This is a genomic window from Pseudomonas congelans (assembly GCF_900103225.1).
Taxonomy (GTDB): domain Bacteria; phylum Pseudomonadota; class Gammaproteobacteria; order Pseudomonadales; family Pseudomonadaceae; genus Aquipseudomonas; species Aquipseudomonas congelans.
The window spans coordinates 37293-60382 of sequence record NZ_FNJH01000009.1 but is presented as its reverse complement, the minus strand read 5'-3'; the positions used below and the strand labels follow the sequence as shown (position 1 = coordinate 60382).

Annotated in this window: 19 protein-coding genes; 12 read left to right on the top strand and 7 right to left on the bottom strand. The window is 61.0% G+C overall.

The window, feature by feature from the left end; genetic code table 11:
* Positions 1-44: 44 nt before the first annotated feature.
* Positions 45-1328, bottom strand: a complete 1284-nt coding sequence (locus BLR20_RS22865; RefSeq protein WP_054993367.1) for a hypothetical protein — start codon at positions 1326-1328, stop codon at positions 45-47.
* A 651-nt stretch (positions 1329-1979) separates the two neighbouring features.
* A complete protein-coding gene (locus tag BLR20_RS22860; protein WP_010434024.1) occupies positions 1980-3599 on the bottom strand; it encodes a glucan biosynthesis protein D in 1620 nt (539 codons plus the stop codon).
* 527 nt (positions 3600-4126) lie between these two features.
* Here BLR20_RS22860 and hflK (BLR20_RS22850) point away from each other — a divergent pair.
* From hflK (BLR20_RS22850) to cfaB, 5 genes are all read left to right on the top strand, one after another.
* Positions 4127-6073 carry a protease modulator HflK gene (gene hflK, locus BLR20_RS22850; RefSeq protein ID WP_054993366.1) on the top strand — a complete coding sequence of 649 codons (1947 nt, stop codon included), beginning with the start codon at positions 4127-4129 and terminating at the stop codon, positions 6071-6073.
* 11 nt (positions 6074-6084) lie between these two features.
* Complete coding sequence (gene hflC, locus BLR20_RS22845) at positions 6085-7122, top strand: protease modulator HflC (RefSeq protein ID WP_010434035.1); 1038 nt, start codon at positions 6085-6087, stop codon at positions 7120-7122.
* Complete coding sequence (gene hflK, locus BLR20_RS22840; protein ID WP_054993365.1) at positions 7119-8189, top strand: protease modulator HflK; 1071 nt, start codon at positions 7119-7121, stop codon at positions 8187-8189. The genes hflC and hflK (BLR20_RS22840) overlap by 4 nt, the downstream gene beginning before the upstream one ends.
* A complete protein-coding gene (locus tag BLR20_RS22835; RefSeq protein WP_054993364.1) occupies positions 8186-10150 on the top strand; it encodes a heavy metal translocating P-type ATPase in 1965 nt (654 codons plus the stop codon). The genes hflK (BLR20_RS22840) and BLR20_RS22835 overlap by 4 nt, the downstream gene beginning before the upstream one ends.
* A gap of 237 nt (positions 10151-10387) precedes the next feature.
* Entirely contained in the window at positions 10388-11575 is a 1188-nt protein-coding gene (cfaB, locus tag BLR20_RS22830; RefSeq protein ID WP_054993363.1) for a C17 cyclopropane fatty acid synthase CfaB, read from the top strand.
* A 46-nt stretch (positions 11576-11621) separates the two neighbouring features.
* On the opposite strand, the gene cls is transcribed toward cfaB, so the two are convergent.
* Positions 11622-13061, bottom strand: a complete 1440-nt coding sequence (gene cls / locus BLR20_RS22825) for a cardiolipin synthase (protein WP_010434046.1) — start codon at positions 13059-13061, stop codon at positions 11622-11624.
* 169 nt (positions 13062-13230) lie between these two features.
* Between cls and BLR20_RS22820 the strand changes: the two genes are divergently transcribed.
* Both BLR20_RS22820 and BLR20_RS22815 read left to right on the top strand, forming a co-directional pair.
* Positions 13231-13752 (top strand): DUF3617 domain-containing protein, encoded by a 522-nt coding sequence (locus BLR20_RS22820; RefSeq protein ID WP_003316040.1) that lies wholly within the window; start codon positions 13231-13233, stop codon positions 13750-13752.
* 200 nt (positions 13753-13952) lie between these two features.
* Positions 13953-15179 carry an N-acetylmuramoyl-L-alanine amidase gene (locus BLR20_RS22815; RefSeq protein WP_025991014.1) on the top strand — a complete coding sequence of 409 codons (1227 nt, stop codon included), beginning with the start codon at positions 13953-13955 and terminating at the stop codon, positions 15177-15179.
* A 5-nt stretch (positions 15180-15184) separates the two neighbouring features.
* On the opposite strand, the gene BLR20_RS22810 is transcribed toward BLR20_RS22815, so the two are convergent.
* Complete coding sequence (locus BLR20_RS22810; protein ID WP_054993362.1) at positions 15185-15568, bottom strand: hypothetical protein; 384 nt, start codon at positions 15566-15568, stop codon at positions 15185-15187.
* A 140-nt stretch (positions 15569-15708) separates the two neighbouring features.
* On the opposite strand from BLR20_RS22810, the gene zigA reads away from it, so the two are divergent.
* Both zigA and BLR20_RS22800 read left to right on the top strand, forming a co-directional pair.
* Positions 15709-16917 (top strand): zinc metallochaperone GTPase ZigA, encoded by a 1209-nt coding sequence (gene zigA / locus BLR20_RS22805; protein WP_054993361.1) that lies wholly within the window; start codon positions 15709-15711, stop codon positions 16915-16917.
* Positions 16917-17567, top strand: coding sequence for a DUF1826 domain-containing protein (locus BLR20_RS22800; protein WP_054993360.1), 651 nt, complete (start codon positions 16917-16919; stop codon positions 17565-17567). Before zigA ends, BLR20_RS22800 begins: the two co-directional genes overlap by 1 nt.
* A 2-nt stretch (positions 17568-17569) precedes the next feature.
* Here BLR20_RS22800 and BLR20_RS22795 read toward each other — a convergent pair whose 3' ends face one another.
* A complete protein-coding gene (locus tag BLR20_RS22795; protein WP_054993359.1) occupies positions 17570-17944 on the bottom strand; it encodes a hypothetical protein in 375 nt (124 codons plus the stop codon).
* Between the two features lie 52 nt (positions 17945-17996).
* On the opposite strand from BLR20_RS22795, the gene BLR20_RS22790 reads away from it, so the two are divergent.
* The gene (locus tag BLR20_RS22790; RefSeq protein ID WP_054993406.1) at positions 17997-18968 is read left to right on the top strand and encodes a CobW family GTP-binding protein; all 972 of its coding nucleotides are present in this window, start codon (positions 17997-17999) and stop codon (positions 18966-18968) included.
* A gap of 136 nt (positions 18969-19104) precedes the next feature.
* Here the strand turns inward: BLR20_RS22790 and BLR20_RS22785 are convergent, their stop codons facing one another.
* Complete coding sequence (locus BLR20_RS22785; protein WP_010434068.1) at positions 19105-19497, bottom strand: DUF3301 domain-containing protein; 393 nt, start codon at positions 19495-19497, stop codon at positions 19105-19107.
* Between the two features lie 118 nt (positions 19498-19615).
* Between BLR20_RS22785 and pdxY the strand changes: the two genes are divergently transcribed.
* Complete coding sequence (gene pdxY, locus BLR20_RS22780) at positions 19616-20482, top strand: pyridoxal kinase PdxY (RefSeq protein WP_010434070.1); 867 nt, start codon at positions 19616-19618, stop codon at positions 20480-20482.
* 47 nt (positions 20483-20529) lie between these two features.
* On the opposite strand, the gene BLR20_RS22775 is transcribed toward pdxY, so the two are convergent.
* Complete coding sequence (locus BLR20_RS22775; protein ID WP_003316052.1) at positions 20530-21015, bottom strand: acyl-CoA thioesterase; 486 nt, start codon at positions 21013-21015, stop codon at positions 20530-20532.
* A 291-nt stretch (positions 21016-21306) separates the two neighbouring features.
* Here BLR20_RS22775 and BLR20_RS22770 point away from each other — a divergent pair, with 291 nt between their 5' ends.
* Positions 21307-23070, top strand: coding sequence for a cation:proton antiporter (locus BLR20_RS22770; RefSeq protein ID WP_054993358.1), 1764 nt, complete (start codon positions 21307-21309; stop codon positions 23068-23070).
* Positions 23071-23090 lie beyond the last annotated feature (20 nt).

Here is a 23090-nt window from a genome sequence, read left to right as displayed (position 1 = left end):
CCGAAACGTATCGGCGGCCAGCGTGGTGATGAGTGTGGTGGCGGTCAGCGGGCAGTCGACGACAGTCCGGGCGCATGGCTCGCAGGGGCTTGCCTGCCGGCAATCACATGACCAATGGCCAGACCTATGAACAGGTTGGCGACAGCGACCTCGAACATGTCGGTGGTCCAGCTGATCAGGCACCAGCAAAAGCTGATCGCCAGCAGCATATGGCCGACACGTGTCTGATCATCGATCAGTCGGAACAACAGCGGGATCTGCAGCGCATACAGCAGCAAGCCAAGCACGCCGAGCATTGCCCAGAGATACAGGGCGGAGCTGTCCATGCCGAGAAATACCCCGGCACCGTTCACTGGAAACAGCCCCATCGTGCTGCCGACCATGCCGAAGCCCGCGCCGCTGATCATCCAGCCTTCGCGACTCATCGCATTGATCAGGCCGGGCCAGGTGTTGATCAGCCGGTCATACAGCGAGGCCAGAGAGCCGCCGCTGCTGACCGCGTAGGCATCAGGACTCACAATCAGCCCCAGTGCCGGCAACAGCAGACCGATGCCCACCACCACGGTGCACAATGTTCTGCAGGTCCAGTGCATCCGCCGCATCAACAGCAGCATGACGGTCAGGGCGAAGGCCGCAGCTGGCGCTTTGCTGGTGGTCAGCACGATGGCGTAAAGCGCCACCCCACTCAGCAACAACATCATCAGGCGCGAGCGCAGAAACATGAGCAGGTACAGCGTGTAGAAGGCGATCATGATCGACAGCACGTTGGACACTCTGGCGAAACCGGCAATGCGATCCACTTCGTCCGCACTCCATGAGGTGTTGGCGCTCAACTGGGTTTCACCGACGCTGTAGCTATAGCCTTTCCAGGGCACGGAGGTGAGCTTGTCCAGGGCAATCCCCAGCAGCGAGGCCAGCAGGCAGAAACCAATGGCGCGGTACAACAGCTTGCGGCGATACAGCAGGTGCCGGCCACATACCAGGCCGAACACCAGCGGGCTCAGCGCGAACAGACTGAACGCCAGGTTGTGCACGCTGGCACGATGCAGCATGGCCAGCAGCCCGGAAAGCAGCCACAGGATCGTGAATGTCCAGAACAACCGTCCTGCCCTGAAGGTGCGCAGTTCCAGCGCAAACAGCAGGATGCAGGCGGCCTTGGGCAGATAGAGCAGGGGGCTTATGCCTGCCTGATCGAAGTAGAAGCGCAAGGCTCCGGAAAAGGTCTCGACCAGAATCAGGCTGATGGCGACCCACACCACCACCGTGGACTTGTCAAAGGACATCAACGACGACCTGGCGTCGACGCTGCTCGCAGTATTCAACGCCATGCTGGCTGCCTTGTGAAATACGTCAGGGGAATTGCGCGGACAAAGCTACCGCCCGACGATCACGGCAACGTGTCGACACAGGCAGGCTTTGGGAGATGGGGGTCTGGAGCGGACGCTCGCAACGGCATGACAACAGGTATATCAGTCGCAGTTGGGGCAACTGTCAATTAATTAGTCAGGATTAATGGTTATGCGCTGCACGCCCCGTGCCCATGATCGGACGCGGAGCGTCCGGAACGGCGTGCCCACGCTGGAGCATGGGCACGATAGTGTTCCCGAGAACCCCTATCGTTCCTCACGCTCCGCGTGGGAATGCCTTTCGTGACGCTCTGCGTCACAAATCTGCGCCGCGCTGCAGTACCGAGGATCGGACGCGGAGCGTCCAGAACGGCGTGCCCACGCTGGAGCATGGGCACGATGGTGTTCCCGAGAACCCCTATCGTTCCTCACGCTCCGCGTGGGAATGCTCTTCGTGACGCTCTGCGTCACAAATCTGCGCCGCGCTGCAGTACCGAGGATAGGACGCGGAGCGTCCGGAACGGCATGCCCACGCTGGAGCATGGGCACGATGGTGTTCCCGAGAACCCCTATCGTTCCTCACGCTCCGCGTGGGAATGCCTTGCGTGACGCTCTGCGTCACCCATCTGCGGATTACGGGTATTTACGTTTGTCCGGTGCAGGCGGGAAGTACTGATAGAGCCAGGTCTCGCTCAGCGTACGGTCGCCAGTGCGGATGAACATGCGCATTTCAACCGGCTCGACCGAGTCGCTGTCCGGTACCCAATCGAAGGTGACGCGGTAACCCTTGATGTCCGGCAGCACGAGGATGTTGAAGTCCTGCACCTTGCCATGAGTGACCGTGACGATGGGTTCGATCCCGGTGCCTTCCGGCAAGCGATCCAGGCCGCCGCCGTTGAAGTCCACCGCAAAGCGGCGTGCCCAGGTTTTCGGGTAATGCTCGCCCGGTGCCCAGCCTTCGAGGAAACCGCCCATGCCTGAACGTGTCGCGTGGACCTGGGCCAGCGGCGTGCTCACCGGCGGCAGCGGGCTCCAGAACAGCTTGTAGCCGTAGTTCATCGAATCCCCGGCCTTGACCGGCGTCTTCGGCGTCCAGAACACCACGATGTTGTCCATCGTCTCGCCCGTGGTCGGCAGCTCCAGCAGGCTGACCTCGCCTTCGCCCCACGCCGTGATCGGCTCGACCCACAGGCTTGGACGGCGGCTGTACCAGACAACGGTGTCCTGATAGCTGGAGAACTCGTGATCGCTCTGCACCAGCCCGAAGCCTTTCGGATCGGTGTCGGAGAACGCGCTGAATTGCGGTTTGGCCGGGTTGTTCAGCGGACGGCAGATCCACTCACCGTTGCCACGCCACATCGACAGGCGATCCGAGTCGTGGATTTGCGGGTGGATGGTGTCGCACATGCGACGTTCGTGAGTGCCGCAACTGAACATGCTGGTCATCGGCGAAATGCCCAGCTGCTGGATGTCGGTACGCGCATTGACGTGCGCGTCGATTTCCATGACCACCTGGCCGGCCTGACAGTCGATGTCGAAGCGGTAGGCGCCGGTCGCACTCGGCGAGTCGAGCAGTGCGTAAACCACGAAGCGTGTCGCGTTCTTGTCCGGTGTTTCAAACCAGAACTTGGTGAAGTCCGGGAATTCTTCCTGACGCTTGGCGTAACTGTCGATGGCCAGGCCGCGGGCCGAGAGGCCGTATTGCTTGTTGCTGTCCACGGCGCGGAAATAGCTGGCGCCAAGGAACGAGACGACGTCATTGATGGCGATTTCAGGCGCCTTGAACAGTTTGAAACCGGCAAAGCCAAGGTCGCCCTTGACCAGGTTCTTGTCGATGCCGCTGTTCTCGTAGTTGAACAGGTCATGGCGGAAATGCACTTCCCGCGCCTGCTTGCTCTGCGGATCGACGCTGTACATGCGCACGGGCGTCTTGAAGCCCATGCCGACGTGGAAGAAATGCACGTCGAGCTGGCCGTGGACGTCTTTCCACAGCGAGTGATTCGGGTCGTAGCGGATGGCATTGAATTGCTGCGGCGTCATGTTCGCAAGTACCGGTGGCAGCACCTGCTTGTTGCTCACATACCCTTTGCTCGCAAGCTTCTTGGCATGCGCCTGCAACTCTGCAAAATCGAAGTGTTCGATCTCGCCATCGGCTGCGGCGGCCAGTGCCCGCGCAGCAAAAAGCCCTGAGGCCGATACGCTGCCGTAGGCGGCCAACGCCATGGACGCTTTCAGGAGATTTCTGCGATTCATAAAGGTGAAGCCTCTGAGTAATTCTGTGCGTCCTGCACAAAAAATGGCGCGCCAACGACTCCTTGCCGAACGCAAACTACCCACAACAGATAACAAAGACGAGATACGGTTCGGAAATCGGCCAAAAAAAAATGTCGATAATGGGTAATGAATCGGCGTGTTGACCGCCATAAAGCTTATTTTTGCGTGACTGCAGACTAATCGATTAAGCGCATCGCCGCTTGGCGCAAGGCTTCCAGACGATCGGGGCAAGAAACGCCGCTCAACTCGTTGCCTTTGGCCGACGCTAAAAACTTTTTCGCCAGGCAATATTCAGCAATCATTTTGCTGGCGCGCGGGCTCACCCTCTGCACGGCTTCCGGCCGATTCGCCAGCTGGGCGTTACCGCTATCGCACATTCGTTCAGCTAATAGTCCTGACGAAAGTTTCACTCCGCGTGTTATATCGTAACGCTATGATTCACTGGCATTCAGATGCCAATGCAGGGCTCTCCAAAGGGCGATAAATAAGCGGGTGCCGGGGTAGTGATGCGGGTTGATTTGGATGAGCACGAAGGCCTCGAAGGCCTGCCGCGTTTTCAAATGGCGGTGCAACAGGTTCGGCGTCTGGGACGATTGATGTATGTGACCGGTGGAGCAGGGGCGTTCGGGCTGCTGCTGGCGTTGTCCATCGATCTGTTTTCCCCCGGCTCTTTGTGGATGGCCGTGTTGTGCAACGCCTCGGCGGCGTTGTTTCTGCTTACGGCGGGCTTGCAGTCGGCGCGGCATGTCGCGCTATGGCGGGCTCGCGCGTTGCGTTCGCCGGAGGCAGACACGCTCGACGAAAGCCTGCCTGCTGGCGACGAGAGCGGCTGGTACGAGCGTCTGCTTGAACGCCTGAGTGACTCGGGCAAATCGCTGGTCAGGCACGTTGGCAGCTCGACCCTGTGGCTTGCCGGTTGGGCGGTGCTGGCGTTGATCGTCATTCGCGCCTTCTGGAACCTCATGTTATCCGGCGCCGACCTCTCCACGGCCGGTAGTCTTGCCGGCAGCGTCATGCTGCTGTTGGCGTTCGGGCTGCTGGTCATCGAGCGACAACTGAGCAGCGAGTCCGACAGTCAGTCGCCGGAGGCCGGAGCCCTGGCGCAACTGGTGCGCATGACGCTCATCGTCCTGCTGATCGGCGCGCTGTGCCTGTTTTTCTCCAGTGCAGATCGTGTCTGGCCGGCGCGGCTGGCGGTGTTGATCGGCCTGCTGCCGCTCGGCGTGGCGCTGGAGTTCCTGCTGCGCGCTGTGCTGTCGGTGTTCAGCCCGCGCAACTCACGTATCGAACCGCGCCTGCTGGCCGCCAGTTTCATCGCTGACCTGTTGCGCTGGCCGCCGCGACCGCTGCTCGCCTTGCAGCACGAACTGCACAACCGTTTCGGCATCGATCTGCGCCAGATCTGGGCCTTTACCTACATGCGTCGCGCATTTCTGCCGGTGCTGGCAGTGGTCGCAGCGCTGGGCTGGGTATTGAGCGGCGTGCATGAAATTCCCATGCAGGGGCGGGGCATTTACGAGCGGTTCGGCAAGCCGGTCGATGTGTTCGGACCCGGTCTGCATGTGGGTTTGCCCTGGCCGTTCGGGCGCGTGCTGGCCGTTGAAAACGGCGTGGTTCATGAGCTGGCGACCAGCGTTTCTGCCGCCGACTCTTTCGAGCAGACGCTGGACCCTGCCGAAGGCCCGCCGCCGGGCAGCGCCAACCGTCTGTGGGATGCCAGCCATATCAACGAAAAATCCCAGGTCATCGCCAGCAGTGCAGGCGACAAGCAGAGTTTTCAGATCGTCAACATGGACGTGCGGTTCGTCTACCGCATCGGCCTGACAGATGCCGCAGCCATGGCATCAACCTATAACAGCGCAGATATTCCGGCCTTGATTCGCAGCACCGCCAGCCGTGTGCTGGTGCACGACTTTGCCTCGCGCACGCTGGATGAATTGCTCGGCGAGCAGCGCAGCGGGCTGGCCGATGATATCGGCAAGGCCGTGCAGGCCGACTTGCAGCGTCTGGACAGTGGCGTCGAATTGCTCGCCACGGTGGTCGAAGCCATCCATCCGCCCGCCGGTGCTGCCAACGCCTATCATGCTGTGCAGGCTGCGCAGATTGGTGCACAGGCGCTGATCTCCCGCGAACGCGGCGCGGCCAGCGACAAGGCCAATCAGGCGCAGCTCAATGCCAGCGTGGCGCGTGATCAGGCCAGTGCCGCCGCCCGCGAGATTCTGGCCGGGGCACAAGGTGCAGACCTGCGTTTCAGTGCTGAACGTCAGGCCTATGCCAGGGCAGGGCAAGCGTTTTTGCTGGAGCAATACCTGGCCCAACTGACCGAGGGCCTGGGCAATGCGAAGTTGCTGATACTTGACCATCGTCTGGGCGGCGACAGTGCGCCGACCATCGACCTGCGTACCTTCACCCCACCGGCAGACCCAACGGCGCCGCGTAAAGCCGTTCAGTAAGGAGTCGTCCCTTGAGTCTGTTCCATCATCATCACGATCACGCCGACCACGATAGCCATGACAGTCACGGCCATGGCGGCCACGGTCATCACCACCATCATCATGGCGCGACCGGCCCGGCCGCGTTCCCCTGGCGACGGGCAAGCCTGGCGGCGGTGCTGATCGCGTTTGCGATTGCGGCAGCGAGCCTGGTGCAGGTGCGTTCGGGAGAGGCGACCGTCGTCACGCGCTTTGGCAACCCGTCCCGCGTACTGCTGGAGCCGGGCCTCAACTGGCGCTGGCCGGCACCCTTCGAGGCGACCATCCCGGTGGACCTGCGCCTGCGAACCACCTCCAGCGGCCTGCAGGACGTCGGCACCCGCGATGGCTTGCGCATCATCGTTCAGGCCTACGTGGCGTGGCAGGTGCAGGGCGACGCCGACAACGTACAGCGCTTCATGCGCGCGGTACAGAACCAGCCCGACGAGGCGGCGCGGCAGATCCGCACCTTTGTCGGCTCTGCGCTGGAGACCACGGCGAGCAGTTTCGACCTCTCCAGCCTGGTGAACACCGACGCCAGCAAGGTGAATATCACCGCCTTCGAAAATCAGCTGCGTCAGCAGATCGATCAGCAACTGCTGGCCACTTACGGCGTGCGTGTCCTGCAGGTCGGCGTTGAACGGCTGACCCTGCCGTCGGTGACGCTCAACGCAACCGTGGACCGCATGCGCGCCGAGCGCGAGACCATCGCCACCGAGCGAACTGCCGTGGGCAAGCGCGAGGCAGCGCAGATTCGTTCGGCCGCCGAGCGCGACGCACGGATTGTCGAAGCCGATGCCACGGTCAAGGCGGCCGATATCGAAGCACAGTCGCGGGTCGAAGCCGCGCAGATCTATGGCCGTGCCTATGCGGGCTCGCCGCAGCTCTACAACCTGCTGCGCTCGCTGGACACGCTGGGCACCATCGTGACGCCCGGCACGCGTCTGATACTTCGTACCGACGCCGCACCGTTCCGCGTGCTGGTGGACGGCCCGCCGACGCTGGATGGCAAGAGCGGAACGCAGCCATGAGCCAGCCGCTCGACGAAGCCGTGGCGCCGCGCCCTCCGTCAACCAGCCCCTGGTTGCAGGCCAGTCGTCTGGCATTTCTTGGGTTATATGGCGTGACCCTGCTTGCCGCGCTTGCCTGGGCGACGTCCAACGTACGCCAGATCGATCCACAGAACCGCGCAGTGGTCATGCACTTCGGCGCGATCAAACGGGTTCAGAACGCGGGGCTGCTGATTGCCTGGCCGCAGCCGTTCGAACAGGTGGTGCTGCTGCCCTCGGCTGATCGGGTGATCGAACGGCGCGTGGAAACCCTGCTGCGCTCGCCGGCTGCGTTGAAAGCCGATGAAGTCGCGACCCTGTCTGCCCCCATGAGCGATGCACTGGCAGGCTCCGGTTTTCTGCTGACCGGCGATGCTGGTGTGGTGCAACTGGACGTCACGGTGTTTTACAAAGTGACTGATCCCACTGCCTTTGTGTTGCAGGGCGAGCATGTATTGCCCGCGCTGGACCGGTTGGTCAATCGCAGCGCTGTAGCGCTGACTGCGGCGCGGGATCTGGACACCATTCTGGTTGCCCGGCCCGAGCTGATCGGTGCTGACAGCCAGGCTGCCGAGCGCCGTGAACGGCTGCGTGGCGATCTGGTGCGCGGCATCAACCAGCGTCTGGCCGAGCTCAAGGCGACAGGCACGGGCATCGGTGTCGAGGTCGCTCGGGTGGATGTGCAGTCGAGCCTGCCGACCTCTGCAGTCAATGCGTTCAATGCCGTGCTGACAGCCAGTCAGCAGGCCGATCAGGCCGTGGCCAACGCGCGCACTGATGCCGAGAAGCTGACCCAGACGGCCAACCAACAGGCTGACCGAACCCTGCAGGTGGCGCACGCACAGGCTTCCGAGCGTCTGGCCAAGGCGCAGGCAGCCACCGCAACGGTCGTCAGCCTGACGCAATCAGCCGAAACCCGCAGCGATCCCGGTCTGATGCAACGCCTCTACCGTGAACGCGTACCGGCCATTCTGCATCAGGCGGGTTCGGTGACCACGGTCGATCCCAAAGACGATTCCCGCCTGATCATTCAGGGAGCACCACAATGAGTGGCGAAGCCGTTCACACCCATGAGGCCAGCCAGCCGCAAGCGCCTGGCAGTCTGCTGAGCAGCGCAGAACAGCGCAGTGCAGCCCGACAACTGACCCTCGCAATGCTGGCGTTGGGCTTGCTGGGATTGGGACTGGTCTGGCGTTTTTTCGCCCCGGAGCAGGAAGGTGTCAGCCAGTTGCTCCTGGGCGCTGCGTCACTGTTGGTGGCGATACCGGTGATCAGCGCCGGCTGGCACAGCCTGCGGCATCCGAGCCTGCACGGCATCACCGATCAGTTGATCGCGCTGGCGATGCTCGGTGCCTGGGCCACCGGTGACCTGATGACCGCCGCCTTGCTGCCGATCATCATGATCTTCGGCCATGTGCTGGAAGAGCGCAGCGTGATCGGTTCGCAGGAGGCCATCGAAGCGCTGGGCCGCCTGACCCGCAGCCAGGCGCGTTTGCTGGGTGCCGACGGCAGCGTGCGCGAGGTCGACAACGCGACGCTGAAAGCCGGCGATCAGGTGGAAGTGCGAGCGGGCGACCGCGTTCCGGCGGACGGCCGGGTGCTGTCCGGGCAAGCCAGTCTGGATACGTCGTCGATCACCGGCGAATCGGTCCCGCTGGAAGCCAGTGTCGGGGTCGAGGTGTTCGGTGGCGCCATCAACCTGGACGGCCTGCTGCGCATCGAAGTGACCCGCATCGGCGACCAGTCCACACTGGGCAAGGTCATCGCGCTGATGCAAAGCGCGGAGCGTTCCAAGCCGCCTATCACGCGTCTGCTGGAACGTTACGCAGGCAGTTACATGGTGCTGGTCTTGCTGATCGCGGCGCTGACCTGGTTTATCACTCAGGATGCGCAGGCGATGCTGGCGGTGCTGGTTGCGGCCTGTCCGTGTGCGCTGGTGCTTTCGGCTCCGGCCACCGCCATTGCAGGTATTGCGGTCGCGGCACGGCACGGGATTCTGATCCGCAGTTCGGCGTTTCTTGAAGAACTGGCTGACCTCAACTCGCTGGTTGTGGACAAGACCGGCACCCTGACCTATGGCCGTCTGCGCCTGCAGTCCGTGCAGGCTGACGGTCCACAGCATCCACAATTGCTGGAGCTGGCCGCGAGCCTCGGGTCAGCCAGCAGCCACCCGGTCAGTCGGGCTTTGGCCGGGCTGGTGGATAACGCCCGATTGCTGCCGCTGACCGACACCCGTGAGCGTCAGGGCCTGGGGGTGGTGGCGTCGACCGGGCAGGGCGATGCGGCACTGGGCCGCCCGGAGTTGTTCGCGCAGATGGGCATCATCACGCCTGCCGTCCCTGTACATGACGGCCCGCTGGCAGGGCTGTCGCTGGACGGTGTTTTTCTGGCCTGGCTGCTGTTGGCCGACAGCGTCAAACCCGAAGCCCAGGCAGCACTGTTCGAATTGCGCGGGCTGGGTCTGGGCCGACAGTTGCTGTTGACCGGCGACCGGCAGAGCGTGGCCGACAACCTGGCGCAGGATATCGGCATCGCTGACGTTCAGGCGCAGGCGCTGCCTGAAGACAAACTCAACCGCGTCATGGGCGAGATATCCAGTGGGTTCCGGCCGATGGTGGTGGGCGACGGGGTCAACGATTCGCTGGCCCTGAAGGCGGGCGTAGTCGGCGTGGCGATGGGCGCGGGTGGGGCGGATATCGCGCTGGCGTCCGCCGACATCGTGCTGATCGGCAGCGACCTGCGCCGTCTGGGCACCTGTGTGCGGCTCAGCCGTCAGTGTCGTCATACCTTGCAGGTCAACGTCATCATCGGGCTGGGCTGGACGCTGGCCATCGTGGCACTGGCCGCCTTTGGTCTGCTGGGTGCTGCTGGCGCGATGGTCGCAGCTATCCTGCACAATCTGAGCACCCTGTTGGTATTGGGCAACGCTGGACGTTTACTGCGCTTTCAGGAGCCCTTGCTCAAGCTCGAGGACGCGGGTGTGCAGCATCAGAGTGCGCGTCTTCGCTGATAATCCGTGCGTCAAAACGGCTTGAGCTTTGACGCATTCTGTTACAGATTAAGCGCGATGTTTCATTGTGTGATCCAAATTCAGGCTGACTCTCGGCTCGAATCAGAGGGCACAGGGCTGTTCCCCCGCAGTTGATTCATAGCAATTTTGCCGTCGCCAATGCCTTTTCGGGCCCTTTTGCGGGGCCTTTGCTGGATTACTCTTTTTTGAGTTTCTGGATAAGGGGGTGATTTTGAAATGCTTACACAACTTCCAACGACCCTGCAGAATCTCCATCTGCCGTTGCGGCTAAAGCTCTGGGACGGTCATCAGATGGACCTCGGGCCTGCGCCTAGCGTGACGATAGTCGTCAAGGATCCGCAACTGGTCTCCGACTTTAGCCATCCCAGTCTGGGCCTTCTTGGCAGCGCGTTCGTGGAGGGGCGGCTGGAACTGGAGGGTTCAATCAGCGAAGTGGTCCGGGTCTGCGATGAACTGACCCACGCGCTGGTGGACGATGATGACAGCGCTGGCAATCCGGTCCGGGTCGAGCATGACAAGGACACTGACGCGGCGTCGATTGCCTATCACTACGATGTTTCCAACGACTTCTACCAGCTCTGGCTCGACAGGGAGATGGTCTATTCCTGCGCGTACTTCAAGACCGGCGACGAATCGCTGGAGCAGGCGCAGCAGGATAAATTCCACCACCTGTGCCGCAAGTTGCGGCTCAAACGCGGTGAGTACCTGTTGGACGTCGGCTGCGGCTGGGGCGGGCTGGCGCGTTTTGCGGCTCGCGAATACGGCGTGAAGGTTTTTGGCATCACACTCAGCCAGCAACAATTGGCGCTGGCCCGCGAACGGGTGCAAGCCGAGGGCCTGCAGGACAAGGTCGACCTGCAACTGCTCGACTACCGCGACCTGCCGCAGGATGCGCGCTTCGACAAGGTGGTCAGTGTCGGCATGTTCGAGCACGTCGGGCATGCCAACCTGCCGTTGTATGCGCAACGCCTGTTCGGCGCGGTGAAGGAGGGCGGCCTGGTGATGAATCACGGCATCACTGCACGGCACACGGACGGTCGTCCTGTCGGGCGTGGTGCCGGCGAGTTCATCGACCGCTACGTTTTCCCCAATGGCGAGCTGCCGCACATGGCCATGATCAGCGCCCATATCAGCGAAGCCGGGCTCGAAGTGGTCGACGTAGAAAGCCTGCGCCCGCACTACGCGAAAACCCTTGAGCACTGGAGCGCGCGACTGGAATCCCGGCTCGACGACGCCGCGCGCATCGTGCCCGAACAGACCCTGCGGATCTGGCGGCTGTACCTTGCAGGCTGCGCCTATGGATTCACCAAGGGCTGGATCAACCTGCACCAGATACTCGCCGTGAAACCCTTCGCCGACGGCAAGACCGGACTGCCGCTGACGCGCGAGGATATTTACCAGTGAAGTCCCGTTAGTCCCCCCAAGGCAAGCAGCGTAGCGCGCACAGGTCTCACAGAATCGGTGAAATCAGCCGCGCCACGCGCATACCCAGTTGATGCAGACGCCGCGTTTCGTGGCTTTCCTGCACGGAGATTTCGCGGGCGAGGTTGAAGTCGGCGGTGAGCATGGATTCCACCTGGCTGGAGAAGTCGCTGTCGACCGTCAGCAGCATCAGTTCGAAATTGAGGCGGAACGAGCGGTTGTCGAGGTTGGCGCTGCCGATAGCAGTAATCTCGTTGTCGACCAGGACGACCTTCTGATGCAGGAAGCCCGGTTCGTAGCGGAATACCCGCACCCCGGCACGCACGGCATCGAAGGCGTACAGACTTGAAGCGGCGTACACCACGTAATGGTCGGGGCGCGACGGCAGCAGCAGACGCACGTCCACGCCGCGCAACACCGCCAGGGTCAGCGCAGCGGTGACGGCTTCGTCAGGTATAAAGTAGGGGCTGGTGATCCAAACGCGCTCCTCGGCAGCATGGATGGCTTCAACGAAGAACAGCGAGCAGGTTTCCTGCGCATCAGCCGGGCCACTGGTCAGCAACTGGCACAGCACACCGTCTTCGGGAAATTCATCAGGCAGGCTGAGCGGTGGCAGTTCGCGGGTGGCCCAGAACCAGTCTTCGGCAAACGACTCCTGCAGGCAGGCGACCACCGGGCCGATGACTTGCACATGAGTGTCGCGCCATGGAGCCAGCGGCGGCTTCAGGCCCATGTATTCGTCCCCCACGTTATGACCGCCCATATAGCCTTTCAGGCCATCGACGACGACGATCTTGCGGTGGTTGCGGAAGTTGATCTGAAAGCGATTGAGCCAGCCGCCGCGTGTGGCGAAGGCTTTTATCTGCACGCCACCGTCGCGCAGCTTGTCGATATAGGCACCTGGCAAGGCATGGCTGCCGATGCGATCGTAAAGTACAAAGATCGCTACGCCTTCGGCGGCTTTTTCCAGCAGCAGCGATTGCAGCTCGCGCCCGAGTTTGTCGTCATGAATGATGAAGAACTGAATCAGAATGGTTTTCTTCGCTTCACGGATGGCCTGAAAAATGGCCCCGAAGGTTTCTTCGCCATTGATCAGCAGCCTGACCTTGTTATTGGCCAGCGCCGGCATGTTACCCAGCTTGGGCATTGCACGCAGCGCTGCATAGGCATCTGATCGACGCGCTGCGACTGCTTCCTCGATCCATGGCCGCCAGTTGAGACTGCCGATCGCGATGCGCATTTCCTGGTTTGCCTGACGACGCGCCTTGATGTACGCGTCGAATGAGCTTCGGCCGAACACCAGGTAAGGCAGCAGGGTGAAATAGGGAATGAACAGCAGCGGCATCGCCCAGGCAATTGCGCCCTGAGAGGTACGCACTGTCAACAACGCATGGATGGCGGCGCCGGTACCGAGTAAATGAATGAAACCCAGGACGTAACCGAAAAAGTACGGGTCGTGATAATCCATGTGGAACAATGCTCCTCGCCTTTGCTGCCTAACAGACCACAGCTGAACAGGAATGTCGCTATTTAATTCCGGGTGCAACTGGGCGTCCTGTGTGCCGTCTAAGGTTTATCTTTTGGCTGGATTATTCCAGTCTCGTTTTCATCCGCAATGCCCGATCAGGAATCTTGAAATGAACAAACGCATGTTGGCTTGGATGTTTTGTCTGGCGGCTCCTTTGGCTCAGGCGCAGATGCTGCAACCGGGTTTGTGGGAGCTGACCTCCAGCAATATGAAGGTGGACGGACAGCAGCTGCCCGACATGCAGCTGATGCTGGGGCAACTGCAGAACCTGCCGCCCGAGCAGCGCGCAATGATGGAACAGATGATGAAGAAGCAGGGCGTCACCCTTGGCGGCAAAGGAGTGAGGGCTTGCCTGACTCAGGCGCAGGTGCAGTCGGACGACATTCCGCTGACTGACCCGGCATCCGGATGCACGCAGAAGATCACTGCGCGCAACGGCAAGACCTGGAACTTCCAGTTCAGCTGCCCGAAAGCCAAGGGCACCGGGCAGGCGCAGTTCCTGAGTGATCGCGAGTTCACCACCAACGTTGTCGGCACATTCAATGCCACCGGCCAGCAGCAGAACGGCAGCATGGACACCCGCGCAGTGTGGCTGGGGCCGCAATGTGGCAACGTCGCCCCGCGTACCTGATCAAATTCAGACAGTTATGTTCCACGTGGAACACGCTGCGTAGGGGTGATGATTTTTTGTCGCCTCTGACAGCGTTTCAGATGACTTAATCTTCATGAAGGGCCTCATCTTTCGTCCGTAACTGCATGTTATATTGTTACTAATGATGTGGATGAACCCTTCGTGAGCCGGGATGCTCAATTTGCTCTTTGAGACGTTCCATGCACCGACGCCAAGTGTTGCTCAACATGCTGCTGGCCAGCGCGGCCCTGACGTTGCCGTTGGGTGCCTACGCCACGCAGATTCGTAACGCCCGCCTTTGGCGTACCAACGACAAGCTGCGACTGGTCCTCGACCTGAGCGGCCCGGTGCAATACAAAACCTTCACACTGACAGCCCCCGACCGCCTGATCATCGACGTCAGCGGTTCGCGGCTGACCGGCGACTTCAGTCAGTTGGCGCTGGACCGTACCGTCATAAAATCGATTCGTTCCGGGCACTACGGCCAGGGTGACGACACACGCATCGTGCTGGACCTCACCGCCCCGGTACAGCTCAACAGTTTCCTGCTCGGCCCGGAAGGCGGTCAGGGGCATCGACTGGTGCTGGACATGAGTTCCACGGCCCATGCGCCTGTGCAGATGGCTGAGCTGCCGCCGCCGGTACCTGTGCCGATCCCGACCAACAAGGCGCACACCGGACGCGACATCATGGTGGTGGTCGATGCCGGTCATGGCGGCAAGGATCCTGGCGCGGTAGGGTCGCGGGGTGAACGCGAAAAAGATGTGGTGTTGTCCATTGCTCAGTTGCTGGCCAGACGCTTGAAGCGTGAGAAGGGCTTCGACGTACGTCTGGTGCGCAACGATGACTTTTTCGTACCGCTGCGCAAGCGCGTCGAGTTCGCGCACAAGTCCAACGCCGACATGTTCATCTCCGTGCACGCCGATGCTGCGCCTCGTCTGACGGCATCGGGTGCTTCGGTGTTTGCCCTTTCCGAAGGCGGTGCAACGTCTGCAACAGCGCGCTTCATGGCTCAGCGGGAAAACGGCGCTGACTTGCTGGGTGCCACGTCGCTGCTCAACCTGAAAGACAAGGACCCGATGCTTGCCGGGGTGATTCTCGACATGTCGATGAACGCCACCATTGCAGCCAGTCTGCAATTGGGCCACACCGTTCTGGGCAGCCTCGAAGGCATCACCACGCTGCATCAGAAGCGCGTTGAACAGGCCGGGTTTGCCGTTCTCAAATCACCCGATGTGCCGTCGATTCTGGTCGAGACCGGCTTCATCTCCAACAGCCGCGACAGCCAGCGCCTGGTCACTGCGCGTCATCAACAGGCCGTTGCCGATGGGCTGTTCGAAGGCTTGCAGCGCTATTTCCAGCGTAACCCGCCAGTCGACTCGCACATGGCCTGGCTGCAGGCGCAGAAGCAGGAACAGCCGGTCTGATCGGCTCATCGGCAGCCGTTCAAGCGGCTGCAGGTGATCTTGCTGCGCGTGCCGCTTGAGCTGGATACCCGGGTGATTGTCGTCCAGCCCACACGCTGCACAGTGCCTACCCAAGCCTCGCCATCAGACGCCAGCCCGGTAAAAAACGTCAACTGGCCATAGCGGTTGTTGGTCTGCGCCCAGCGGCGCTTGTCGAGTACCTCGTACCCCTTCAACCAGGTCGTTGATCCGGCGGTGGCCACGCTGTAGCTATTGCCTTGAGCATCGCTGCACGCCAGCAGCGTCGCGCTGCGCGTGCAGGTGGCGAGATCGGCGGAGGGTCTTGGTGGTGCAGCCATCAAATGCACGCTGATCAGCATTGCCAGCAAACCTGTTAAAACCTGTCTCATGAAGATCCCTTCGCCAAGGCCATAGCTATTTCGGGTTGTTATAATATAACATCCTGTTGTGATTAGAGTTGGCTGCCTGAGGGATTCGTCGTAGCCGACATGAACAAGGTTCAAACCTTGCAGCTGCCTGGAGAATCCTGATGACAAATCTTCTACCCGTTACCGTCCTGTCCGGCTTTCTCGGGGCCGGTAAAAGCACTCTACTCAATTATGTGCTGCGCAACCGTGAAAACCTGCGGGTTGCGGTGATCGTCAACGACATGAGCGAGATCAACATCGACGGCAGCGAAGTTCAGCGTGATGTTAGCCTGAACCGTGCCGAAGAAAAGCTGATCGAGATGAGCAATGGCTGCATCTGCTGCACCCTGCGCGAGGATCTGCTCGAAGAGGTCAGCCGCCTGGCTCAGGACGGTCGCTTTGATTACTTATTGATCGAATCCACAGGAATCTCCGAACCGCTGCCCGTGGCTGAAACCTTCACGTTTCGCGACGAGGCTGGCAAAAGCCTGATGGACCTGGCACGCCTGGACACCATGGTCACCGTAGTCGATGGCGTGAACTTCCTGCTTGATTACGAGGCGGCGGACGGCTTGTCCACACGCGGTGAAACCTTGGGTGAAGACGATGATCGCTCTATCACCGACCTGCTGATCGAGCAGATCGAGTTTGCCGACGTCATCCTGCTCAGCAAGATTGATCTGATCAGCTCCAGTGAACGTGAAGAGCTGATGGCGATCCTCAAGCGCCTCAACCCGGAGGCCGAGATTGTGCCGATGGTGATGGGCCAGGTGTCGTTGACGACGATTCTCAACACCGGGCGTTTCGACTTCCAGCGCGCTTCCCAGGCACCGGGCTGGCTCAAGGAAATGCGCGGCGAACACACGCCGGAAACCGAAGAATACGGCATTGCGTCAACCGCCTATCGCGCTCGCCGTCCGTTTCATCCGGAGCGTTTTTTCGATTTCATCAATCGCCCCTGGAGTAACGGCAAGCTGCTGCGCTCAAAAGGCTTCTTCTGGCTGGCCAGCAAGTACAAGGATGCGGGCAGCTGGTCGCAGGCAGGCGGCTTGATGCGCCACGGCTTTGCCGGGCGCTGGTGGCGTTTCGTGAACCGCGAAAGCTGGCCCGAGGACAAGGAAAGCGTCAAATCCATTCTGGAGAACTGGACGAGTGAAACCGGCGACTGTCGGCAGGAGCTGGTGTTCATCGGCCAGAATATCGATTTTGCGCGGCTGACCGCCGAGCTGGACAACTGCCTGCTCACTGATGCGGAGATGGCGGCGGGTGTCGAGCGTTGGCGTGCGCTGGCCGATCCGTTTGGCGATTGGTACGAAGAGGTGGCCGCCTGATGCTGGCTTATCGTTTTAAACCTGAAACCGCAGTCCGGCAGGCGCAGGGTGTTACGCCCGACGTGTTGGGCGAGATTCTGCAGGACGGCGTCAACCTTGCGCTCTGGCAGCGTCAATTGCCTGCGCACATAGAGGATTTCGGTGCCTTGCTCCTGTCGATGGACGAGCCTCTAGCCGAGTCCATGACCCTGGAAGTGCAGGGCGGTGAGGTCGAGCCTGACTTGAGCACGCTGGCATCGGGCTATTCCGATCTGCAGGGCTATCAGGGGTTCGTTGCCGACGTTTCCTGGCTGGTAGGCGCCTATGCCTGCCTGCTGGGCGCCGAATGCGTTGGCCTGCGCCTGCGGGTGCTCGACAAGGCCATGTGCCCGCGCTTCCATGTCGACCACGTGCCGGTACGTCTCATCACCACTTACGGCGGGGTTGGCAGTCAGTGGCTGCATGAAGGGGTGATGGATCGCAAACAACTGGGGCGTCTGGACGCCGAGCCGACGGACGCTGCCCATATCCAGCAGATCAATAGTGGTGAAGTGGCGCTGCTCAAGGGCGAGCGCTGGCACGGCAATGAAGGTTTCGGCCTGATCCATCGCTCGCCGCAATTGCTGCGCAACGAGCGCAGGTTGATTCTGACGCTGGACTGGCTGGCCTGAGGTCAGTCAGGGGTAATCCACTGCCCCTTGCTCTGGCCTTCGCAGAAGGGCTTGAGGTACAGCGCGTCACCGGCGACGCCGTAATAGTGGATGTGCTCGCGATACGGCATATTGGCAACCTGCGCATTGCGGCAGACACCGAACGCACCTGTCGGGCATTGTTGCGAGTAGCTGGTCTCGGTCTTCTGCCCGGCCAGTTGCGGCTGGCAGAAGCTGTCGTGAAACAGGTTTGCCGGGATGTTGATATTTTCCTGGCATACCTTCACGTCGAGCCTTTCGGCCTGGCTGTGGACCAGACACGCTTCAGCCCATGCCGAACTGGAAGACACCGTCAGCAGCATCAACGCCAGGCGGGCAGACAGCCGGATTACTTGCATCGTTATCCTTCCTTGCTCTTCAATGAACCACGCATTCGCCAAAAGTGATTCCATGCTGCAAAACATACCGACGCATGTCATCGGTGGCCCGCTGGGCGCCGGCAAGACCAGCCTGATCAAGCGCCTGCTGGCGCAGAAACCTGCCCATGAGCGCTGGGCCATACTGATCAACGAGTTCGGCCAGATCGGCCTGGACGCCGCGCTGCTGACCGTGGATGCCGATGGTATCGCACTTGGCGAAGTGGCTGGCGGCTGCCTGTGTTGCGTCAATGGCGTGCCATTCCAGATCGGTCTGGGTCGTTTATTGCGCAAGGCCCGGCCAGACCGTCTGTTGATCGAGCCTTCGGGGCTGGGCCATCCCGCACAACTGATGACGCAATTGCGCGAAGCACCGTGGCGCGGCGTGCTGGATGTTCAGCCCGGCGTGGTGGTGCTGGACGCGCAGGCAATGCTCGCCGGACAACCGTTGCCGAACACTCAGCAGGAAGCACTGGCGCATGCAGGGCTAGTGGTCATGAACAAGTCCGAGCAACTGGATGACGCCTCTCGCCAGGCATTGGCCGAACGGTTGCTGCCGCACACCTTGATCTGGACCCGTCACGGGGAGTTGCCCCTGAGCCGCGTGCCGGGGTTCGCCAGCGGCACCGCTGTGGATAAACAGGCTGTGGATAAGCTGATGCTGCCCAATGGCGTCGGCCACGTGCCTGCGCTATGGACCGACCGTAAAGTGCCGATCTGTCTGAGTCAGGTCAGTGCTGACGGCTGGAGCATCGGCTGGCGCTGGCATCCCTCGCAGCGCTTCGACCTGCAGCGCATTCTGCACTGGCTGGAAAGCCTTGCGTGGCGGCGGGCCAAGATGGTTATCCACAGCGAGGGCGGCTGGTATTCCGGCAACGTGGTCGACGGGGCCCCGTTGGCCTGGCAAATCAGCGAATGGCGTCAGGACTCACGCCTGGAATTGATCTTTTCCACAGCGCAGGATGGGGATAAGTTGCAGGCGCAGATGGCGGAGTGTCTGGCGTGACTGGTGCCAGTAGGCAACTGAGGGCCGAACGCAGAGTGTCCGGAACGGCATGCCAACGCGGAGCATTGGCACGCTAGTCAGTCAGGTTTACGCATGGACATGAGCGCTGAATCGCCGCAACGAGAGCCGTGCGCGGCTACTGCTTCCATTTCTGATGCGATTGACGCCATTCGCTCATCTGAATAACTTCAGCGCTGGGCGGTGGTGTTTTGATTTCAAACGGGTAGGGCGCCAGTTCGATTTGCGCCGTGTGCGCGCCGAACATTGTGATCGTGCCTGGGTGACGTTGCTCGCCGGTCACCGTGAACTCGAAGCCATACACGCGGGCCAGACGTTTGCGGCCCTGAGCGTCGCGGGCAAAGGTAAGGCGGCGCAGGGCAACCGCGTCGTCCAGCAGTTGCAGCTCAAGGCGTGCGCAGTGCTGCTTGACGCGTGCCAGCGCCTTTTCGCGCAGACCATGGGCGTGCCACCACCAGGCCGCGGCGCTCGCGAACAGCATCAGCACGAAGATGTTTCCCAGGGTCAGCATGACAGAGTGCTCCAGCGTAGGAGTCGTCAGCTTAACTGTCCTGAGTGATTTACAGCCATACTGCGCGACTTATATTTCTCATTATTGCATTTGCATCGTGTTCAGGATTCCGCCCCCCATGAAACGTACGCCTCATTTGCTCGCCATCCAGTCCCATGTGGTATTCGGCCACGCCGGCAACAGCGCAGCGGTGTTCCCGATGCAGCGTATCGGGGTCAACGTCTGGCCGCTCAACACGGTGCAGTTCTCCAACCACACGCAGTACAAGCAGTGGACCGGCGAAGTACTGGCCCCGCAACAGATTCCTGCGCTGATCGACGGGATTGCCGCCATCGGCGAGCTGGGCAACTGCGACGCGGTGCTGTCGGGGTATCTGGGCAGTGCGGCGCAGGGCAGGGCGATTCTCACGGGCGTGGCACGCATCAAGGCGGCCAATCCGAAAGCGCTGTACCTGTGCGACCCGGTGATGGGCCATCCTGAAAAAGGCTGCATCGTAGCGCCCGAAGTCAGTGATTTCCTGCTGCAGGAAGCGGCGGCCATGGCGGACTTCATGTGCCCCAATCAACTGGAACTGGACAGCTTCTCGGGGCGCAAGCCCGAATCACTACACGACTGCCTGGCGATGGCGCGGGCCTTGCTGGCGCGTGGTCCCAGAGCGGTTGTGGTGAAACACCTCGATTACCCCGGCAAGGCCGCCGATGGTTTTGAAATGCTGCTGGTCACCGCCGAGGCCAGCTGGCACCTGCGTCGGCCGTTACTGGCGTTTCCGCGGCAGCCGGTCGGCGTGGGCGACCTGACCTCCGGGTTGTTTCTGTCGCGTGTGCTGCTGGGCGACGATCTGGTTGCCGCGTTCGAGTTCGCTGCGGCCGCAGTCCACGAAGTGCTGCTGGAAACCCAGGCCTGTGGCAGCTACGAGCTGGAACTGGTGCGTGCTCAGGATCGTATTGCGCATCCGCGGGTCAGGTTCGACGCCGTGCGTCTGTAAGCCCGGCTGCCATCGACGACTCGGGCATCCGTGCCCGAGTCTGCCTCTTACAACGCTTCTTCCTTGATGTCCTGATAACGCTTTTCCAGTTCCTGACGAATCTGGCGGCGTTGCTGCGCCTGGATGAAACGTCGCTTGGCATCGGCCGATTCGGGCTCCAGGGGCGGGACGCTGGCGGGCTTGCGATTGTCGTCCACGGCAACCATGGTGAAGAAGCAGCTGTTGGAATGACGTACCGAGCGCTCGCGGATATTTTCGGTGACCACCTTGATGCCCACCTCCATGGACGTGTTGCCGGTGTAATTGACCGAGGCGAGAAAGGTCACCAGTTCGCCGACATGCACCGGCTCACGGAAAATCACCTGGTCTACCGACAGCGTCACCACATAGCGCCCGGCGTAGCGACTGGCACACGCGTAGGCCACTTCGTCCAGGTACTTGAGCAATGTGCCGCCGTGTACGTTGCCAGAGAAGTTGGCCATGTCCGGGGTCATCAATACAGTCATCGACAGCTGGGCGTTTCCGGGTTCCATAGCGTACTCACACGGTCAAGGTGTTCAAGGGGCGCCTATGCTGGCGCTCAAGGGGCTTGCGACAGTTATCGGGACGCTGGCCAGCAGGCGGCCGTCACGCGTCATAACTATCTGTTTCCATATATTGCACCGCCTTTATGTCGAAGGGGGCGGTGTTAACCTGCAAAAACCTGTGGATCGGGTTTTTTCCTACGTCTTTATAGGATTTTAGTGACGAAAAGGATAGCTGTCGCCCTGAAGGGCACGGCGATATCGGCTTGCAACGTCATCATCACAAGGAGCTTCGCCATCATGCATGCCATCAATTTCATTCAGGATCTGGCAGTGATCATGCTGGTGGCCGGTGTGGTAACCATTCTGTTCCATCGCCTCAGGCAGCCGGTGGTACTGGGCTATATCGTTGCCGGGTTCATCATCGGTCCGCACACTCCGCCATTCAGTCTGATCCATGACGAAGACACCATCAAAATTCTGGCCGAGCTGGGAGTGATCTTCCTGATGTTCTGCCTCGGGCTGGAGTTCAGCCTGCGCAAGTTGTTCAAGGTCGGCGCCACAGCGTTCATCGCGGCCTTTCTGGAAATTGCTCTGATGATCTGGATCGGTTACGAGATCGGACAGTTCTTTGGCTGGAAAGCCATGGATTCGCTGTTTCTCGGCGCGATTCTGGCGATCTCTTCCACCACCATCATCGTCAAGGCGCTCAACGACTTGAAGATGAAAAACCAGCGCTTTGCCCAGTTGATCTTCGGCGTGTTGATCGTGGAGGACATTCTCGGCATCGGCATTATCGCGCTGCTGTCCGGCATCGCGGTCAGCGGCTCGGTCAGTTCCGGAGAAGTGTTCTCCACTGTGGGCAAGCTGTCGCTGTTCATGATCGTGGCGCTGGTGGTCGGGATCCTTGTGGTGCCTCGATTGCTGTCCTATGTCGCCAGATTCGAGAGCAACGAGATGCTGCTGATCACCGTGCTGGGCCTGTGTTTCGGCTTCTGCCTGCTGGTGGTCAAGCTGGAATACAGCATGGTGCTGGGTGCCTTCCTGATCGGCGCGATCATGGCCGAGTCGCGTGAGCTGCTGAAGATCGAGCGTCTGATCGAACCGGTTCGCGACATGTTCAGCGCGATCTTTTTCGTCGCCATCGGTTTGATGATCGATCCGGGCATCCTGCTGCAATACGCCTGGCCGATCGCCGTCATTACCGTTGCCGTGGTGCTGGGCAAGATGTTGTCCTGCGGCCTGGGCGCCTTCATCGCAGGCAACGATGGTCGTACCTCGCTGCGCGTGGGCATGGGACTGTCACAGATTGGCGAGTTTTCCTTCATCATCGCGGCGCTGGGCATGACCCTGCAGGTCACCAGCGACTTTCTGTACCCGGTGGCAGTCGCCGTATCCGCCATCACCACCTTGCTGACACCGTACCTGATTCGCGGCGCGGACCCGTTGTCGCTCAAGCTGGCGGCGATCATGCCCCGGCGCGTTGCACGAGTGTTCGGCATGTACGGCGAGTGGCTGCGCAGCATCCAGCCGCAAGGGCAGAGTGCAGTGCTTGCCGGGATGATCAGGCGGATTCTCTTGCAGGTCGGCGTCAACCTGGCGCTGGTGATGGCGATATTTTTCAGCGGCGGCTATTTTGCCGAGCGTCTTGGTGGCTACATGAGCGAGTGGGTAGGCGATGTCAGCCATCAGAAAGCCTGGATCTGCGGCGCCGCATTGTTGCTGTCACTGCCGTTTCTGATTGCCGCGTACCGCAAGCTCAAGGCGCTGTCGATGCTGCTGGCGGAAATGGGCGTGAAACCCGAGATGGCGGGCCGTCATACCGTGCGCGTGCGCAAGGTCGTGGCCGAGGTGATTCCGTTGTTATCGCTGGTGGTGATTTTCGTGATGCTGGCGGCGTTGTCGGCAAGCATCCTGCCGGCCAACGAACTGCTGCTGGTGGTTGCTCTGGTTGCTGCGCTTGTCGCTGCATTGTTGTGGCGCTGGCTGATTCGTGTTCATACACGGATGCAGATTGCGTTGCTTGAGACGCTGGGGAATCATCCGGAATCCCCCGGGCATTAGCGCCCGGAGATCCTTCAAAC

Excerpts from the sequence above, each read along its gene's own strand:
- hflK (WP_054993365.1), top strand. The coding sequence starts at position 7,119 with ATGAGCCAGCCGCTCGACGAAGCCGTGGCGCCGCGCCCTCCGTCAACC.
- BLR20_RS22775 (WP_003316052.1), bottom strand. The coding sequence starts at position 21,015 with ATGGAACCCGGAAACGCCCAGCTGTCGATGACTGTATTGATGACCCCG.
- cfaB (WP_054993363.1), top strand. The coding sequence starts at position 10,388 with ATGCTTACACAACTTCCAACGACCCTGCAGAATCTCCATCTGCCGTTG.
- BLR20_RS22770 (WP_054993358.1), top strand. The coding sequence starts at position 21,307 with ATGCATGCCATCAATTTCATTCAGGATCTGGCAGTGATCATGCTGGTG.
- BLR20_RS22820 (WP_003316040.1), top strand. The coding sequence starts at position 13,231 with ATGAACAAACGCATGTTGGCTTGGATGTTTTGTCTGGCGGCTCCTTTG.
- hflK (WP_054993366.1), top strand. The coding sequence starts at position 4,127 with ATGCGGGTTGATTTGGATGAGCACGAAGGCCTCGAAGGCCTGCCGCGT.
- BLR20_RS22815 (WP_025991014.1), top strand. The coding sequence starts at position 13,953 with ATGCACCGACGCCAAGTGTTGCTCAACATGCTGCTGGCCAGCGCGGCC.
- cls (WP_010434046.1), bottom strand. The coding sequence starts at position 13,061 with ATGGATTATCACGACCCGTACTTTTTCGGTTACGTCCTGGGTTTCATT.
- BLR20_RS22800 (WP_054993360.1), top strand. The coding sequence starts at position 16,917 with ATGCTGGCTTATCGTTTTAAACCTGAAACCGCAGTCCGGCAGGCGCAG.
- BLR20_RS22860 (WP_010434024.1), bottom strand. The coding sequence starts at position 3,599 with ATGAATCGCAGAAATCTCCTGAAAGCGTCCATGGCGTTGGCCGCCTAC.
- BLR20_RS22810 (WP_054993362.1), bottom strand. The coding sequence starts at position 15,568 with ATGAGACAGGTTTTAACAGGTTTGCTGGCAATGCTGATCAGCGTGCAT.
- BLR20_RS22785 (WP_010434068.1), bottom strand. The coding sequence starts at position 19,497 with ATGCTGACCCTGGGAAACATCTTCGTGCTGATGCTGTTCGCGAGCGCC.
- pdxY (WP_010434070.1), top strand. The coding sequence starts at position 19,616 with ATGAAACGTACGCCTCATTTGCTCGCCATCCAGTCCCATGTGGTATTC.
- BLR20_RS22865 (WP_054993367.1), bottom strand. The coding sequence starts at position 1,328 with ATGGCGTTGAATACTGCGAGCAGCGTCGACGCCAGGTCGTCGTTGATG.
- BLR20_RS22795 (WP_054993359.1), bottom strand. The coding sequence starts at position 17,944 with ATGCAAGTAATCCGGCTGTCTGCCCGCCTGGCGTTGATGCTGCTGACG.
- zigA (WP_054993361.1), top strand. The coding sequence starts at position 15,709 with ATGACAAATCTTCTACCCGTTACCGTCCTGTCCGGCTTTCTCGGGGCC.
- BLR20_RS22790 (WP_054993406.1), top strand. The coding sequence starts at position 17,997 with ATGCTGCAAAACATACCGACGCATGTCATCGGTGGCCCGCTGGGCGCC.
- BLR20_RS22835 (WP_054993364.1), top strand. The coding sequence starts at position 8,186 with ATGAGTGGCGAAGCCGTTCACACCCATGAGGCCAGCCAGCCGCAAGCG.